The organism is Hymenobacter sp. (assembly GCF_036387835.1).
Taxonomy (GTDB): Bacteria; Bacteroidota; Bacteroidia; order Cytophagales; family Hymenobacteraceae; genus Hymenobacter.
On record NZ_DASVSY010000119.1, the window covers coordinates 25,832 to 42,391 of the forward strand.

General features: G+C 54.2%; 15 protein-coding genes. 6 read left to right on the top strand and 9 right to left on the bottom strand.

Features of this window, described 5'->3' with window-relative positions:
* Positions 1-30 precede the first annotated feature (30 nt).
* A complete protein-coding gene (locus VF639_RS23510) occupies positions 31-681 on the top strand; it encodes a hypothetical protein (RefSeq protein WP_331148403.1) in 651 nt (216 codons plus the stop codon).
* 194 nt (positions 682-875) lie between these two features.
* Here VF639_RS23510 and lipA read toward each other — a convergent pair whose 3' ends face one another.
* Positions 876-1,781 carry a lipoyl synthase gene (lipA, locus tag VF639_RS23515; protein ID WP_331148404.1) on the bottom strand — a complete coding sequence of 302 codons (906 nt, stop codon included), beginning with the start codon at positions 1,779-1,781 and terminating at the stop codon, positions 876-878.
* A gap of 185 nt (positions 1,782-1,966) precedes the next feature.
* Positions 1,967-2,752, bottom strand: coding sequence for a hypothetical protein (locus tag VF639_RS23520; RefSeq protein WP_331148405.1), 786 nt, complete (start codon positions 2,750-2,752; stop codon positions 1,967-1,969).
* A 120-nt stretch (positions 2,753-2,872) separates the two neighbouring features.
* Here VF639_RS23520 and VF639_RS23525 point away from each other — a divergent pair, with 120 nt between their 5' ends.
* Complete coding sequence (locus tag VF639_RS23525) at positions 2,873-3,280, top strand: OsmC family protein (RefSeq protein WP_331148406.1); 408 nt, start codon at positions 2,873-2,875, stop codon at positions 3,278-3,280.
* Between the two features lie 114 nt (positions 3,281-3,394).
* On the opposite strand, the gene ytxJ is transcribed toward VF639_RS23525, so the two are convergent.
* The 4 genes from ytxJ to VF639_RS23545 form a co-directional block, all read right to left on the bottom strand.
* On the bottom strand, positions 3,395-3,736 hold the full coding sequence (gene ytxJ / locus VF639_RS23530) for a bacillithiol system redox-active protein YtxJ (RefSeq protein ID WP_331148407.1): 342 nt from the start codon (positions 3,734-3,736) through the stop codon (positions 3,395-3,397).
* A 15-nt stretch (positions 3,737-3,751) separates the two neighbouring features.
* Complete coding sequence (locus VF639_RS23535; protein WP_331148408.1) at positions 3,752-4,063, bottom strand: hypothetical protein; 312 nt, start codon at positions 4,061-4,063, stop codon at positions 3,752-3,754.
* Between the two features lie 120 nt (positions 4,064-4,183).
* Positions 4,184-4,450 (bottom strand): hypothetical protein, encoded by a 267-nt coding sequence (locus VF639_RS23540; RefSeq protein ID WP_331148409.1) that lies wholly within the window; start codon positions 4,448-4,450, stop codon positions 4,184-4,186.
* Between the two features lie 199 nt (positions 4,451-4,649).
* The gene (locus tag VF639_RS23545; RefSeq protein WP_331148410.1) at positions 4,650-6,629 is read right to left on the bottom strand and encodes an alpha-ketoacid dehydrogenase subunit alpha/beta; all 1,980 of its coding nucleotides are present in this window, start codon (positions 6,627-6,629) and stop codon (positions 4,650-4,652) included.
* A gap of 486 nt (positions 6,630-7,115) precedes the next feature.
* On the opposite strand from VF639_RS23545, the gene VF639_RS23550 reads away from it, so the two are divergent.
* The 3 genes from VF639_RS23550 (at position 7,116) to VF639_RS23560 (ending at position 13,208) form a co-directional block, all read left to right on the top strand.
* On the top strand, positions 7,116-9,908 hold the full coding sequence (locus tag VF639_RS23550; RefSeq protein ID WP_331148411.1) for a SusC/RagA family TonB-linked outer membrane protein: 2,793 nt from the start codon (positions 7,116-7,118) through the stop codon (positions 9,906-9,908).
* A gap of 454 nt (positions 9,909-10,362) precedes the next feature.
* The gene (locus VF639_RS23555) at positions 10,363-11,787 is read left to right on the top strand and encodes a hypothetical protein (RefSeq protein ID WP_331148412.1); all 1,425 of its coding nucleotides are present in this window, start codon (positions 10,363-10,365) and stop codon (positions 11,785-11,787) included.
* A 134-nt stretch (positions 11,788-11,921) separates the two neighbouring features.
* Positions 11,922-13,208: a M16 family metallopeptidase gene (locus tag VF639_RS23560; protein WP_331148413.1), complete on the top strand. Its 1,287-nt coding sequence runs from the start codon at positions 11,922-11,924 to the stop codon at positions 13,206-13,208.
* A 123-nt stretch (positions 13,209-13,331) separates the two neighbouring features.
* Here the strand turns inward: VF639_RS23560 and VF639_RS23565 are convergent, their stop codons facing one another.
* From VF639_RS23565 to VF639_RS23575, 3 genes are all read right to left on the bottom strand, one after another.
* Positions 13,332-13,973: a hypothetical protein gene (locus VF639_RS23565; protein ID WP_331148414.1), complete on the bottom strand. Its 642-nt coding sequence runs from the start codon at positions 13,971-13,973 to the stop codon at positions 13,332-13,334.
* Positions 13,974-14,318: 345 nt separating this feature from the next.
* Entirely contained in the window at positions 14,319-14,696 is a 378-nt protein-coding gene (locus VF639_RS23570) for a hypothetical protein (protein WP_331148415.1), read from the bottom strand.
* Positions 14,697-14,762: 66 nt separating this feature from the next.
* Entirely contained in the window at positions 14,763-15,251 is a 489-nt protein-coding gene (locus VF639_RS23575; protein WP_331148416.1) for a hypothetical protein, read from the bottom strand.
* Positions 15,252-15,500: 249 nt separating this feature from the next.
* On the opposite strand from VF639_RS23575, the gene pheS reads away from it, so the two are divergent.
* Positions 15,501-16,538, top strand: a complete 1,038-nt coding sequence (pheS, locus tag VF639_RS23580; RefSeq protein WP_331148417.1) for a phenylalanine--tRNA ligase subunit alpha — start codon at positions 15,501-15,503, stop codon at positions 16,536-16,538.
* Positions 16,539-16,560: the final 22 nt, after the last annotated feature.

Consider the following 16,560-nt stretch of genomic DNA (forward strand, 5'->3'; position numbering starts at 1 on the left):
TTTTAAGAGGCTTTTTTTGTACCTTATGTTATGACTTCCTCTGCCCTTCCTAACTGGCCAGTTGCCGCGTTGCTCATGCTTGCTAGCCTGGGGCTGACAAGCTGCACCACCGTAGCAGAAGGAGTGTATGGCATGCGCCGCTCAGAGACGGTTGACGTGCCGCAGGTGCGCGAATACGCCCAAGATTATGGCGTGGGGGTAGTTCCCGGCAAAAGCTTTGTGTTGGATGTCAGCTACTTCGAATTCTTGAAACGCCAACCCCTGCGGCTCCAGGAAGTAGCTATGAACCACGCGCAGCCACTACAGCTGCTCTACTACAACCGCGCCGGCCGACTGATATCCTATTACGTGAACCGCTACGCCGGCGGCTTCCCCAATCTCGACTGGAACCACGACCGGCAATTGGAAGTGTTTCCGCCCGTTACCCAGGCTCCCGCCGACAGCATGCTTTCCTTTGCGGAGCTGGCGCCCTTTCTGCGCACCGTAGACGGCAGCCGCGTGCAAGCCATGCAGTCGTTTGCCGACTACACGGTAGTGGTGTTCTGGAGTAACCGCATGGGCCGCCAAAGCCGCCGCCTTTTGGCCGCCGCTCAACAAAACCTGCAACTTGCTCCTGCCACCAAGAAAGCCTACATCCTGTATGTTAATAACGATGCCTATCTGAGGCACGTCGGGCTTTGATGTGGTTAGCCACCCTTGCGAGTTCCCTGCGGTTCTTTTCAGGTACCTAGTGCTTATAGCTGCTGTTGCAAATATGAGTAGACGGCTTAACATCGGTATCCTACCGTAACCTGCTCTAGCAGCAAAAAAGGACCAGCTGCGAACAACTGGTCCTTGTGGTAATCTGGCGAAACGACGCCTACTGTGCCGGCTAACTAAATCGGTACGTTCACGTGGCGCTCAGCGTGGTAGCTGCTGCGTACCAAGGGGCCACTTTCTACATACTTGAGGCCACGAGCTAAGCCTTCCTCTCGATAATGCGCAAACAGGTCGGGGTGAATGAACTCGGCTACCTCGAGGTGGCGCTTAGTGGGCTGTAGGTACTGACCCAGCGTTAGAATGTCGAGGCCATACGCCACTAAATCGTCCATAGCGCGGTACATCTCGTCCTTGGTTTCACCTAGGCCCAGCATGATGCCCGACTTAGTGCGCTTACCGGCATCTTTGGTGCGCCGGATTTGCTCTAAGCTCCGCTCGTACTTGGCCTGCGGGCGTACCAGACGGTAAAGGCTGCCCACCGTCTCGATGTTATGCGACACCACTTCCTGGCCACCGGCAATCATCAACTCTAACGCTGTCCAGTTGGCTTTCACGTCCGGAATCAGCGTTTCTATGGTAGTTTCGGGCGACAATTGCTTGATGCGCACTACCGTTTCGTGCCAGATGCTGGCGCCGCGGTCCTTGAGCTCGTCGCGGTTGACGCTGGTGATAACGGCGTGCTTCACACCCATTAGCTGAATGGCTTCAGCCACCCGGCGGGGCTCATCGGTATCGTATTCGGTGGGGCGGCCGGTAGCCACGGCGCAAAACGAGCAAGAACGGGTACACACGTTGCCCAGAATCATGAAGGTAGCGGTGCCGGCTCCCCAACATTCTCCCATGTTGGGGCAGTTGCCACTCTCGCAAATGGTATGGAGCTTGTGCTCGTCCACCAAACGGCGCACGGCGGCATATTCAGGGCCCACGGGCAACTTTACACGCAACCAATCGGGCTTGCGTGGCTTGGCAGGTACGGGCACCTGTGGTTGCACTATGGGCAAGGTTAACAGCAAATCATCCATGTAGTAAAGATACTATAGAACTCAGAAGTCAGAACGTAGCGATGCAAGACAACGCTAAATCCCAGGTACCGCACGAGCTACGAAGCACCTAACAAGAAGTGAGAGGCAAGATTTGTTCCGATGAGTTATAAAAGCTCTTTCAGAACATGTCTTACCTCTCACTTCTAAGCTCTTGCTTCTAGAAATTAACTTCTCGACCCCAAGTAGATAGTCAGGTACACCGAGGGGTAGAAGCGGTTGTTGATTTGGCTGTCGGGTACGTCGCGGGAGCGCAGAATCACGGGTCGCTTGCCGTAGAGTTCCAATAACACTCCCGTCTCTATTCCTGCCACGGCGTCGCGGTAACGGCCATACTCGAAGCTAAGCGCGCCGCGCCAGTGGGCTCCGATATAAGGTTTGGTTTCGTTGGCTCCCGTAAAGAGCGGGGCCCGGTCACGAATCCTTGCTTCGTCGAGGTGGATATACGGATCGTACTGCTCGGTGCGTATAATCTCGCCGCCACCTCGGGGCTGTCCGTTTATGCGTTCTGTGTAATCGTAATTGATATAGTAAGGCATCAACAGGCCAATGGACGGACCCGCCGACATCAAAGCATTCACTTGCACACCCGACTCGGCAGCTTTGCGGAACACTACGCGCTGCGCGCCCACCGAAGGGCGCAGCGCAATAAAGTAGTTCGCTTTGTCGAGCACAAAGGAACTGCCGTTGTAGCTGGCTACTTTCACCTCTTTGCGGTGTTTCACTTCCACCGCCTCAATGCTCCAGAAGCGCGACCAGTTTTCGGAGAGCACCCGCGAAGAGCGTACCGAAACACCACCAATAAGACCGCCTCTGGTGTTGAAGTTGACGCCGTACACAAACTCCTTCCGGTACGAAGGGTCATCATTGGGCGAAGCCAAAGTGCTCTGCGCCTGAGCGGCGGAACCCGTAAAAACGGTCAACAAGCCGGTTAGTGAAAGTAGACGTCGCAAGGGAAACCGGGGGGATAGGGTGAGCGAAGAAACAGAACAGTTGGGGGCTTTAAGGGCCACCCTATCGAAAGTACGTAAATTTGCTGGCATCATCTTGTTTACTAGCTTACTTCCTTAAATATGAACACAGCCACCGCCCGCTACGCCGGCCATTTGCGCACCGAAGCCACTCACACTGCTTCCGGCAATACCATTCTTACCGACGCACCGGTCGATAATCATGGTCGTGGCGAAGCTTTTTCGCCTACCGACCTAGTGAGTGCCGCCCTCGGCAGCTGCATGATGACTATTATGGGCATCGTGGCCGAACGCCTTGCTTTGAATCTGACCGGCGTCACCTACGAAGTAACCAAGCATATGGCGGCTGACCCTCGCCGTATCCGGCAGATTGACGTCCAGTTTCATTTGCCTGCTACCCTAAGCACGAAAGAGCGAACTGTATTGGAAAACGCTGCCCGCACCTGCCCGGTGGCCCTTAGTTTGAACCCGGAAATCCGGCAAGAGGTTCAGTTCGAATACGCAGGATAAGTAAATGAGTTTAAGATCAGTAGCCAGCTTTTAGAAGATTTTCTGCTAGGCAGTCTATCTTCTAAAAGCTGGCTACTGGTGCTGCGTGGCAGCCTTTCTGCGCTTGTTGGCAAGTTAGCCCACTACGCTTTTCACCTCGCTCAGCCGAATACCCATATGCGAGGCATTATAAAGGCATTCCCCATCCTTGATAAGCAAGAGCTGCGGCGACTCGTGCCGCACGCCAAACTGTTGCGCAATTTCCGCTGAAATCGGACGGAAGCGCAGCAAATCCAGGTAGTAGAACTTAGTATCATCAAGGCCTGCCTCGGCCCATTGGCGCTCCAGCTTGCCTTTGGCAGCAGCGCTAATCGAGCAAGTGGTGCTGTGCTTGAAGATGAGCACGGGCTGCTCGTGCGACTCGCGCACTATGTCTTGCAGTTGCTCAGCTTGGGTAAGAGGTTGCCAGGGTATCATGGGAAGAAATGAAGGTTAATTACTAGTGGTCTTTGTCTTCTTACGCAGACGCAGACTAATAGTACTAGGTTCACTTACGCGGGCCGTCCCTGTATTATCGAACTTATACTTCTGCCGGCCATCGTTGGGCTTTGCGGGGCGGCCTCCGTCGCCGCGCTTGAGCGCTGCTTTATCTACTGCCAAGTGCGAGTCTTTGTAGGGTGCCGGGTATTTGTGCGCGTCTCGTAAAGCACGACGGTTGACGGCGCGCTGGTTGGGCTCACTAATCTGAGCTGAAGCGCTGAAACCAACTAGCAACAAAACCACGGTCAAAGCAAAGACGCGCATGGATGGGGAGAAAAAAGAGAGCAGAAATTGAGGAGCTGTTTGTGAACAAGAATCTATCCAAACAGATACTAATACTTACGGAGCGCCGCTAAACCAGCAGCCACACCTACCTGCCAGATTCTAGAAGGGCAATACGAAACCTAGAAACTTACGCTGTCCAACTTTGTGCGTAAGCCGGCGGTGTTCATACTTCGGTTTCTTTAGGAGGCCGTTTTTATCGTAGCTGTTTTTCTGTGGTTTCACTTCCACCGGCTCGGCGCTTACATCACTGCCGTCCGCATTTTGGTCGGCCGATTTCTTGGCCGTTTTCTTGACCTTCGGCTGCGGCGGCCCCTTCGGGCTAGGCAGCGCATAGCGGTGACTTTGGCAGGAAGCCAAGAGCAACATGGCGCTCAGCATATAAGCTAATACACTTCTTAACCTCATTTCACCTAGTATTTTTAAGTAGCAGGAATTGATTATCGAGTAGCGACTTTGATATAGAACATTTAGGCAAACTACTTTATGACTAGCTCAAGTGCTTAACATGCAATGCCTACGAGCCTACAGTCATCTATAACGGCAACATTCTAATTACCGAAATTATCTAATAATTCAGCAACTTCTCTACTGTCTCGCGCAAACGCTGCAGCGGCAAGAACTGCTTTTCCAGATTGGGCGAGAAAGGAACGGCCGTATCCAGCGACGCGACGCGCAGAACGGGAGCATCCAAATGCTCGAAACAGTGCTCGGCTATCCAGGCGCTTAGCTCGCCGCCGAGGCCACCCGTGAGCGTGTCTTCGTGCAGTAGCAGCACCCGGCCATTCTTGTTAACGGTACGGCGCACGGCTTCTTCATCCCAAGGCAACAGAGTGCGCAAATCCAGGATGTCGGCATCGAGGTGGAGCTCACTCGCCAGCGCCAAGGCCCAATGCACGCCGGCCCCGTAAGTAATGATGCTGAGCGTCTCGCCTTCGCGCACCAAAGCTGCCTTGCCAATGGGCGTGGTATAGTAGGCATCGGGCACCGGGCCGGATATACTACGGTAGAGCATCTTGTGCTCGAAATACATCACGGGATTAGGGTCTTCAATAGCGGCACAAAGCAAGCCCTTCGCGTCGTGGGGGTTACTGGGGTAGACTACCTTCAGGCCAGGCGTGTGCGTAAACCAAGCTTCGTTGCTTTGCGAGTGGAACGGGCCAGCCGCCGTACCAGCCCCGGTGGGCATGCGCACCACCACATCGGCGTTTTGGCCCCAGCGGTAGTGGCTTTTGGCCAAGTTGTTTACGATCTGGTTGAAACCACAGGTCACAAAATCAGCGAACTGCATTTCCACCATGGCTTTCTTGCCCTTCACGCTCAATCCTAATCCGGCACCCACAATAGCTGATTCGCAGAGCGGAGTATTGCGGACTCGTGCTTTTCCGAACTGGGCCACGAAGCCTTCGGTGATCTTGAATACCCCCCCGTAGTCGGCAATGTCCTGGCCCATGAGCACCAGTTCCGGGTATTTTTCCATGCTCTGCCGCAAGCCGTCTGCAATAGCATCTACGTAGCGTTTGTCGGTGGTAGGTGCGTCGGTGGCGGGGCTTTGGCTGGGTGCTAGGAAAGTGCGGTACATATCCCCCACTTCTTCCGACTCGCTAGCGGTAGGCATGGGCACTTCGTCGGCTACTCGCAAGCCTTCCTCTATTTCGCGCTTGATTGTGTGGCGGTAACGCATGCGTGCTTCCTCGTCTAGGATGCCTTCCGCCAGCAGCCACTTTTCATAGTTCTCGACGGGGTCTTTCTGCGCCCACTCCTCGAACAATTCCTGCGGCACGTACTTGGTGCCGCTGGCTTCTTCGTGGCCGCGCATCCGAAAGGTAAGCGCTTCCAGCAGCACCGGTCGGGGGTTGCGGCGCATGTCCTCGGCCAGCCGTTGCACGGTGTCATAAACTTCCAGCACGTTGTTGCCGTCGATTTGCAGGGCTTCCATGCCGTAAGCTGGTCCTTTATCAACAAAGTAATTGAAGCGAAACTGCTCCCGGCTGGGCGTACTGAGGCCGTAGCCGTTGTTTTCAATGATGAAAATGACGGGCAGCTGCCACACGGAGGCCACGTTGAGCGCTTCGTGGAAGTCACCTTCGCTGGCGCCGCCGTCGCCGCTGTAGGCTACGGTTACCTTCTGATTGCGATCCAGCACATCGGCTAGCGCAATGCCATCGGCTACCGCTAACTGAGGACCGAGGTGCGAGATCATGCCCACAATGTGGTGTTCATTGGAACCGAAGTGGAAGCTTCGGTCGCGGCCTTTGGTGAAGCCAGTAGTTTTGCCCTGCCACTGCGCGAAGAGCCGGTCGAGCGGCACGTTGCGGCCCGTGAACACCCCCAAGTTGCGATGCAGCGGCAGAATGTACTCGTCGGGCTCTAGAGCCAGCGTGCTCCCCACCGAAATAGCTTCCTGCCCGATGCCCGAAAACCACTTGCTTATCTTACCCTGCCGGAGCAAGATGAGCATTTTCTCTTCTATCAGGCGCGGCTTAAGCAAGTGCTGATAGAGGTACAGAAGGGTTTCGTTGGAATAGTCTTTACGGTCGAAATGCATAGGGCGGGGCGGGTAGGCTATATGTCGGGGCCAAAAGTAACGGATTGGGTCGTAGGGAGGATAGATCATACCGTTCGATCCGACAAGCAGCAGGGACAGGGGCAATTCAAGACTAACACCTTCATTGGTATTTATGCTAGTTACATCAAACGGCCCAACTTACGCCTGTGGCCATGCAACGAGTTTTCGCCTCACTTATGACTGCTGCCTTTGTTGTGATGCTGCACTCCACGCTTGTGTCGGCTTTGGTTTGGCGCCATGCTAGTCCTGGCAAAATTTTTATCTAACCTTGCTATATTCTACTGTAGGGTTGCGCCATAACAACACCAAGAACTACAACTTTGCTTCCGAAGCCTTGGCATTAACGCAATGAACAGAGTGAACTCCTGCCATGGTTTTGTACAGCGCTACGCTTCTGTTTACCTTGCTCGCGGCAACCCTTAATGTGCTCTTTTACTGTTTTATAACACAGGTTAATACTATTCTATGCCCCAACTTCTACCCGCTACTCTTCTCCTGCTGACGGCCACAACTACGGCCACCCATGCGCAACGTCCCGACTCACTTACCCAGCGCCTGGTTTCCGTTAAATTAGACGCCCCAGACAGTCTCGCAGCCAAGCTGAACCCAGGATACAGAGTCTATTGCACGCTTGGTGTAGTGACAACTATAACGCCTTTTATCTTTCCTTCTTTCACTACCGTTCAGTCCGTACTCACTCGGATAGCCGGGGTGCAAGTGACGCCCTACTCCGGGGCGCCAGGCGCCTGGAGCACAGTGCGTATCCGAGGTGTAGCCAACGTAACGGGCAACAGCCAACCGCTGTACGTGGTAGACGGTATGCCGGTGTATAACCTGAATATGACGCCGGAAAGGTGGACCAGCATTCAGTACCGGCCGCAAGACGGGCCTAATTTCGGTAACACGACAACAAGCCCCTTTTCGCCGGTCAGCAATCCACTGCTGGACCTGCCCGTGGAGGATATAGACCTGGTAGAAGTGGTGAAGGGTGCAGCGGCTACCGCCTTGTATGGCGCCCAGGGCACCAACGGCGTTATCCGTATCAGCACCCGGCGCGGGGCCGATGGCACTGCCTCCACCCAAGCGCCACGGGTGCGCTACGCAGGCTGGGGCGGCGTGCAGCAGGTGCGCCAGCGCTACGATCTGCTCGATGCACGCCAGTACGCCGACCTGATTAATGTGGCGGCCGTTAACAACGGTCGTCCGGCGCCCTACTCAGTTACTGATCTGAGTAACCTGCGTGAAACAGACTGGCAAGACGAAGTATTTCGGGTTGCCGCCATTCAGAGCCATAATCTCAGCCTGAATGGCCTGACGGCCCGCCGCACCCGCTACTATGCTGCCGCCGACTATTTACGCCAGTCAGGTGTACTAATCAATTCCAGTCTGAGTCGCTATAGCCTGCGCACTAATCTGGAGCAACAATTTGGCAGCAAGCTGACGGTTGGCGTACGGGTAGCCGCCAGCCAGCTCGACCAGCGCCAGCCCGGCTACGAGCCCGACGCCGGGCCGCTGCTGCAAAATATTTTGTTGGCGAGCCCGGCCGTGCCCGCTCGCAACGCCACTGGTAGCGTAACGCCCGATCCGCTGCGCGACGTGGCTACGGCCGGACATACGCCCCGCACCCGTCGGCTGCTGGCGCAGTTGCAGGCTACCTACCAGTTCGCACCCGGCTTTTCGCTGCGCCTGTTCGGTAGCCGCGAGCAAGCTCTTACCCACGACGCGTATAGTGTTAACTACAATTCCCCAGACAACAACAGCCGAATTTTGCGGCAGGATACGTCGAAAGTAGACTCGAAAAGCTGGATGGCAGGTATGGAAATGCACTACCAGCGCATTTTGCGCGAGCGGCATACTCTCACGGCTAACCTAAGCTACCTGCGCCAGCAATACAAGTGCGAAACCAGCTATACTCAGCGACAGGAAACTATTAATCCCAATCAAAACGGCAATGCGTTTAGCAGTCTCGGTGCTACCTCGCGGCAGGAGTTGTTCCCAACCCACAGCCCCACAGCCGCCCTGACCTACGCATACGACGGCCGCTACGAACTGCAAGCCGCGTTGCGAACCGACATTTGGTTGAAAGATAATTTTGCACCCTCAGATTCCCGTTGGTTTCCGGGCGGCGAAATACGCTGGCATATCGGTAAGGAGAAGTTTCTGGGGGCCGTACCGAGCCTGAATACACTCACCCTCAAAGCCGGCGCGGGCCGTACCAGTAGCAGCCTCACTACCGACGGCCTGCTACAGCCCTTTATTATCGGAAATAATACCCTCGTTGATAAGCCCTCTTACGACCTAACCACACAACTTGATGCTGGTTTGCACCTAAGCTTGCTACAAGAAAAGCTAACGCTGGACGCAGACGTGTACCAGCGCCGAACCCTGGGTGCCCGTACAGTAGTAGTGGCAACGTTGCCCGGATCTGGCAGTAACCCGAGTACTATAGCTCTTCCCCTTGGTGTCGACCTTCGGAACCGAGGGCTAGAACTGACGCTAGGCAGCACTTGGCAGGCGAATAGCTTGGCAGGAACAAGCCGATTGGCGGTTGCCACCAATCACAACCAAGTAGACGAGCCACAGGACCAATTGAGGACATCCCCAGTCTATTTGGGGCTGGAAGAGGGCAAGGCAGTTAGTAGCTTTCTGCTGTACGAGCAAGATGGCATCTACCCCATCGGCTCGGCGCGAGCCGGGCAGGTTCGCCTGCGCGACCAAAACAACGACGGTCGGATAGACATGGCTGACGCCCAGTACCAAGGCACGGGCCTGCCCCGCTACACGCTCAACTTCTACCAGCAGCTTGCTTTAAAGAAATGGCAATTAGAAGCTCAACTGGACGGCTTGTTCGGCTACCAGCTGCTCAATTCCACCCTGGCCTTGCTTGACTCCCCAACTGGCATTGGCAACAGCACCTTCCAGGCACTCAACTACTGGACTGCTACCAACCAAAACACGTTGGTGCCACAGCCTGGCAGTGCTGCTTTTCCCTCTATCTATCAGCTCACTAGCCGCAGCCTAGCCAGTGGCAACCATGTACGACTCTCGCAGCTTAGTATCAGTTACGAACTACTGAGCACCGGCTCGCGCAAAGCCAGCGTGTGGGTGGGCGGCCAGAACTTACTCGTGACAGGCAAGTACCACGGCTACGATCCTAATGTGAGCAGCGCCGGGGCCTCACCGCTGTATGCTGGCCGCGACGCTAGCGTGTATCCGGTGGCACGGGTGTGGCAAGTAGGTGTGCGAGGGCAGTTTTAACAGTTGACTGGTTGTCTAGCGCTACGGTCGAGACACTTATTTCGTCAGCAACCAGCCCAGTTGCAAAGCTCCTACGCTTCTCTCTATCTTGCCTTGCCGAAAGCACCTTTTCAGGGTGCTTTCGCTGTTTCAGATTCTGCTGCCTACCAACTATTTCGAGCTTATGGCAGCGGTATTTTGCTAATTATCTCGTCCTGCAACTTCAACAATTGCTGCACACCTCTGCGCTGCTCCTACAGCGACTCGGGCCTACTAGTATTGAGCGTTAGTTCAATGATAGCCACCCGTTGGTAGTAAGCAAGAAGTACGGTCTAGGCTTAACGCAATATTGTGTTGGGCCTGATGCTGGTACAACAGTTCCATGTTGTTGCTCACCTAACTTGCACACATCAGCTTACAAGCCCACTTTGTAGTTGGCTATCATTAGTAAATGAAGAAAAGTACTCTGTTCGTTTTGCTGGTCTTGTTTGTGCTGCTGGACCTGGGCTACACATTTGTGCAAGCCTATCAACTACCACTAGAAGGCGACTTACCATCTATTGTATTACCTGCCCCTGACTGTCGACAAGTGTTGCAGGATCCTTTTGGTTGGGGAGCACTAACACGCGATGAAGTATACGTTGCTCCTAACCGCTTTTTTGCGCACGCCTCCATGGTGTCCTATTTCAAGTCCGTACCGTTTGCTTTGCAACGTATTACCAATCCCATCAATAGCATATACGCAGCCTGTGCGCTGTTTGCGGTGGGCGTGCAAGCACTGCTACTCTATATATTGGGAGTTTATATTACAGGTACGTATCGTCTTAGCCGCTTCAATATATGGCTGGCCATAGCACTTCTAGTTCCTCTGTTCCAGATATCGGGCTATAACGACCAGATGGGTATAATTGATCGGGCCATCACGTACACGTTCTTTTACGCGTTTCCGATGACGTTGCTGCTGCTGCTGCTGCTGCCCTTTTATCAGGCTGCTTACTATGGGCAGCCACTACGCATCAGTTGGCCGGGACGCATAGCCTTAGTTGGGTTGATGGTGGTGCTGGCTTTCAATGGCGCCATCATTACAGGAGTAGTAGCAGTGCTTTTTTTCGGCATAGCCTTGCACTGGATTATTCGTCAATGGCAATCTGGAAGCGGCTTGTCAGTAGGGCAGCGGCTTATTCGGCTTGTGCAAGTGCCTGTTTTGCCAGTGGTAATGCTTGGGCTGTTTACTGTACTTTGCTTATACTCACTTTATATCGGACTTAGCGAGAAGGAAAGCAGTGAGCATGTACTACCCCTATGGGACCGGTACGCTCGCATTCCATCCGGTATTGCTTGGCAATTTCGTAAACCAGGCTTGCCAATATTGATAGGAGCTGCTCTCATAAACGGTTTTATCGTCCGTCGATTAGTCCCTCCTAGCCCAGGCCGGCAGCGTGTTCTTCGCATTTTCGGGTGGCTTGGTTTGTTTGCTCTGGTTTATTTGCTGCTACTCCCTCTTGGGGGCTACCGTCAATACCGACCACTCATTATTCGTCGCGACTCAATTCTGCCAATTATTTTGGGAATAATGTTTTTCTATGGCCTATCCAGCTATTTTCTGTTACACCAGTTGCCCGCTTTGTTCCGCCGCCGGTATATAGCTTGGCTGGTCGTGCTTTCTAGCTTTTATCTGATAACAGACACTCTATTTCTAACGGACAACAACACCTGTGAGCGCCAAGGCCTGGAGCGCTTGGCACAGGCTACCGAGCCGATAGTAAGAGTAAGCGCCGAGTGCGCCGTGATGTCGTGGTGGAAGATAAACAGGCCTGAGTATTCGGAGACTAATGCCCAGCTGCTGGAATACTGGGGCATTACGAAAGGCAAAAAGCTATACTACCACGAGGGCTGGTAAGGATTTGAGCGCAGTTTATATTTTGTCTTACCTGAGGGCACGCTCTGTTACGTTCTTAACTACAGATCAACTGCGCTCAGAACCCAATACCTACACTCGCAGTTAGACAATTATCTGTTCACAACTTCGCTTTCATGATTCATTTCGAAGAATTCACTTTGGCCAATGGTCTGCGCTGCATTGTACACGAAGACCACACCACTCCTATGGCCGTGCTCGACGTACTCTACAATGTTGGCTCACGCGACGAAGAAGCCTCCCACACTGGCTTTGCGCACTTGTTTGAACACCTCATGTTCTCAGGCTCCGTCAATATCCCAAGCTACGACGAGCCTCTGCAGCGGGTAGGAGGAGAAAATAATGCTTTCACTTCCCCCGACATCACCAACTACTACCTTACCGTATCGGCCGCTAATCTAGAAACCGGGTTTTGGCTGGAATCCGACCGGATGTTAAACTTGGCTTTCTCGGAAAACGGGTTGGCTGTCCAGCGCAAAGTAGTAGTTGAAGAATTCAAGCAAAACTACCTCAACCAGCCCTACGGCGACGTGTGGCTGAAACTTCGGCCCTTAGCTTACAAGCACCACCCCTACCAGTGGGCAACTATTGGCAAGGAAATCAGCCACATCGAAAACGCAGTGATGGATGATGTGCGCGCTTTTTTCAAAAAGCACTATGCTCCTCAGAACGCCATCTTGGTGGTTGCCGGCGCCATTACGGTAGCGGAAGCGCAACGATTAGCTGAAAAGTGGTTTGGCCCGATTCCGGGTGGTTCTCGCTACGAGCGGCAGTTGCCCGTAGAGCCCCGCCAGACGGAAGCTCGATTTTTGGAAGTTGCCGCCGACGTTCCGCTCGACGCGCTTTACAAGGTATACCACATGCCCGCCCGTACGGCACCCGAGTACTATAGCATCGACTTGCTCGGCGACTTACTAGGCCGGGGCAAATCGAGCCGGCTGTACCAGCAGCTAGTAAAGGAACAGCCACTTTTCAACTCTATTTCTGCTACGGCCACGGGTTCTTTAGAGCCGGGCTTGCTGGTCATAAGCGGCAAGCTCAACGCTGGCGTCACGCTCGAAGCGGCCGATGCCGCCGTTGAGGCTGTAGTAGCAGCCCTGCGCGACGAAGAGGTACCAGAAGCCGAGCTGGAAAAAGTGAAGAATCAGGCTGAAGCCGGTATCGTATTCGGCGAAATTGAGCTGCTGCACCGCGCTTTGAACCTTGCCTACAGCAAGCTGATGGGCAATGCAAACTTGGTGAACGAGGAAAGCGCGCGGCTGCAAGCCGTAACGCCTACCGACCTGCAAGCTGCCGCCCGCGAAGTAATGCGTCCCGACAACTGCAGCACGCTTTATTACCGGGCCCAAGTTAACACCGAAGTAACCGAACCGGCCGAAGCTGCGGTATCGGCAGCAGGGTAAAGCTGCCAGATCAGTTGTGTAAGCGAAAAGCTTCTAGGCTAAGCTGTTTTTGATGCAACAAAGAAGGCCCACCCGATATGTATCGGGTGGGCCTTCTTTGTTGCTGTTGAAATCGAGAGAAGCTTACCAGCCGCTACCACCCGAGCCCCAGCCATCATCTTTCTTTTTGGCAGGAGCGGCTTTTTTAGGAGCTGTAGTAGTTTTCTTGGAAGCGGCCGCAGCACCACCCGAAGCTTTGGTTGCGGTGGCAGAAGCGGCTGCCGGAGCTGGGGCCGGAGCCTCTGCTACTGGAGCTGGCTCAGGCTCAGGCGCTGGTGCAGGGGCTACCACCGGGTCTGGGCGACGTACGTTACGACGAATGTAGGGGGCGATAGGCCGGCCCCGATAGTCAGTGGTTACGCGGTGCGAAGGCGCGGCCGTGAAACCAGGAGCTACTACTGATCCGCCAGGCTGCATTTCAGCTGGAGCTGCTGCAGCCGCACCGGCTCCCCCAAACCCACCTTTGCCGGAAGTCATTTCGTTGGCCGGAGCAGCCGCTGCTTCTGCGGGTGCAGCCGCGGGAGCTGGAGCAGGTGCTTCGGTGGCAGCCGGAGCTGTTGCTTTCTTGGTTGAAGTAGCAGCTTTCTTGGGCGCCGCAGCCGGGGCACCCCAGCCATCAGAAGAGCCCCAGCCATCCGAAGACTTGGCTTTTTTGGTTTGAGCCTGCGAAGGAGAAGCTATAAAAACAGCACCAACCAGCAGCAACGGGAGGAAGATTCGATTCATCAGTAAAGGCTTTAAATAGTTTGTGCAAGTTACAGACCTTCCTACATCCAAGAAAGTGCTTATGCGCTTTCCCCTCAAACGCCGTAGAAAACAAGAAGTTCCTGACAAGAAAAGTATCGGTTACAAAAAGTGCGCGCAAGTAGGTTTGCCCCCCTAACGATCAGACTATCAAGTATGATATGCCTACCCGCACTTATTGTCAAGAATTAAATCATCTCGCAGCTAAACTTTGCTACTAGCAAATATTGGCAAAAGCTTCGCCCTATCTGGGGCGAAGCTTTCTCGGATTTAAAGCAGGCACTTATTGGAAAAACGCTAAAGTCATAAAAGGCCGCAAGTGGCTTTTTAGCGCTTACGAGCCTTTTTGGTGGCAGCCGGGGTAGCTTTGATAGGGATTGCTCTTTCCGAAGACATCGACGTAGCGCTGGTGGCTGCCACCTTAGGCGCTTTCTTTTTTAGAGGCCGCCCCATATAGTCGGTAGTGGGAGGGCTAGGCATATTCAGGCGCAGCCCGGGTGCCAACTTCATGTCCTCCTCGTTGCGCCGCCCTGATCGGTCGTAGCGGGCATAGGCCCCTGCACGAGCCTTGGCTTTTGTATTGCTGGTCCGATGGTAGCCGTTAGCCGGCTTCTTGGCGCCGGTAGTTTGCTGCGCCTGTATAGGAGAAGCAAGTAACAGGCTAGCAAAAGCTAGGAATACGCACAGAAACGGAGACAAGCGCATGATAGAAAGATTATGTGAAATCTGGATATTTCCTACTTACGAAGAATCCATCTATCTCGGCTGTGCTTACCACCCCGTTGTGGAGTGAGACAATACTGGGGCCTCTGCTTCCGTCGTTTTTGTTGCAGCAACCGAGTTTTTCGATTTTTTCTTTAGGGGCCGGCCCCAATAATCGGTGCTTACGCCACGGGAAGGCGACGAGCTCATGCCAGGAGCCACCATAACGCCCGATGACTGCATCATTGGGTCGGCACTTTCCTGCTCAGCATAAGCTGCTTGCTTTGCGGCCACGGTAGTTAGGTTCTTTGATTTCTTTTTGAGTGGGCGGCCCCAATAATCGGTGGTAGGCTTACCGTGCAAACTCAGGCTTTGGCCGGGAGCCGTGTTCCAGCTCATGGTATATTGAGGAGCTTCGGCATCTTGGGTAGCGCTAGATGGAGCGGCAGAAGTTGGCGTGTCCAGCCAAGGGTCGGGGGCAACCGACGTTTGAGTTTGAGCAAAAGAAGCGCCAACCGAGGCAGCCACCAGGCAAGCGGTAAGGAGGAAAGTTTTCATGACAACGAGGAAGAGAAGATAAAAGAGGAGGGCCGGCTCAAAGGCCGTCAGAATCAACTCAGCTGAACGGGTGGCGCCCCGCGTTCTGGCTGCAAGCCGCTGGTAGAACTGCCTTTTGCAGCAACCGTACCAACTTTTATTATTTAGTGATGAGTTTTTGTTTTTGCTTGATTCCTCGTCTACTACTCCGCCACCTGCGCCTAACTAGAAGCAAAAAACCCGCCGAGAGAAACTTATCTTTGCGCTACTATGCAGGATAATATCACACGGCTACGCGCCGAAATTGAAGCCTATGATCTGAGCACGCCCGAGTTGCTCGATCAGTTTCGCGTTGCCTACACCGGCCGTAAGGGCCAGCTAGCCGATCTGTTTGATCAACTCAAAACCGTACCGCAGGAGCAGCGTCGGGCGGTGGGCCAAGAGTTGAACCAGCTGAAACAACAGGCGCTAGCTCGTTTTGAGGAACGCCAGCAGGAGTTGGAAGCTGCTACCCGCAACGCCCCCGTCGACCCTACTTTCGACTACACACTGCCCGCTGTACCAAACCAGTTGGGTACCCGGCACCCGCTCAATTTGGTGCGCGAAGAAATTGTGCGTGTTTTGTCCCGCATTGGGTTCAACGTTCAAGAAGGCCCCGAAATTGAAGACGACTGGCACAACTTCACGGCCCTAAATTTTCCCGAAAACCATCCGGCCCGGGACATGCAGGACACGTTTTTCGTGCACCGCACACCCGGCGAGCAAGATTGGTTGTTGCGCACGCATACCAGCCCTGTGCAAGTGCGGGTGATGCAAACCCAAAAGCCCCCCATCCGTAGCATCATGCCTGGCCGCGTGTATCGCAATGAAGCTATTTCGGCCCGTGCCCACATGATGTTCCATCAGGTGGAGGCCCTCTTCGTGGATGAGAACGTAAGCTTCGCTGACCTTAAGCAGACCGTGTACTACTTCGTGCAGGAGTTGTTTGGCAATGATTTGCAGGTGCGCTTTCGCCCTTCTTTCTTCCCCTTCACGGAGCCTAGTGCCGAAATTGATATCACCTGCCTGATCTGCAAAGGCAAGGGCTGCAACATCTGCAAGCACACCGGTTGGGTTGAAATTGGGGGCAGTGGCATGGTCGATCCGGCCGTGCTAGAACAATCCGGCATCGACCCTGAGCGTTACTCTGGCTACGCTTGGGGTATGGGTATCGAGCGGATTGCCATGCTCAAGTACCAAATCAAGGATTTGCGCTTGTTCACCGAAAACGATCTGCGGTTTCTGCGCCAATTCGAGGCAGTGCAATAACGCACGGTATAGCTATCAACCT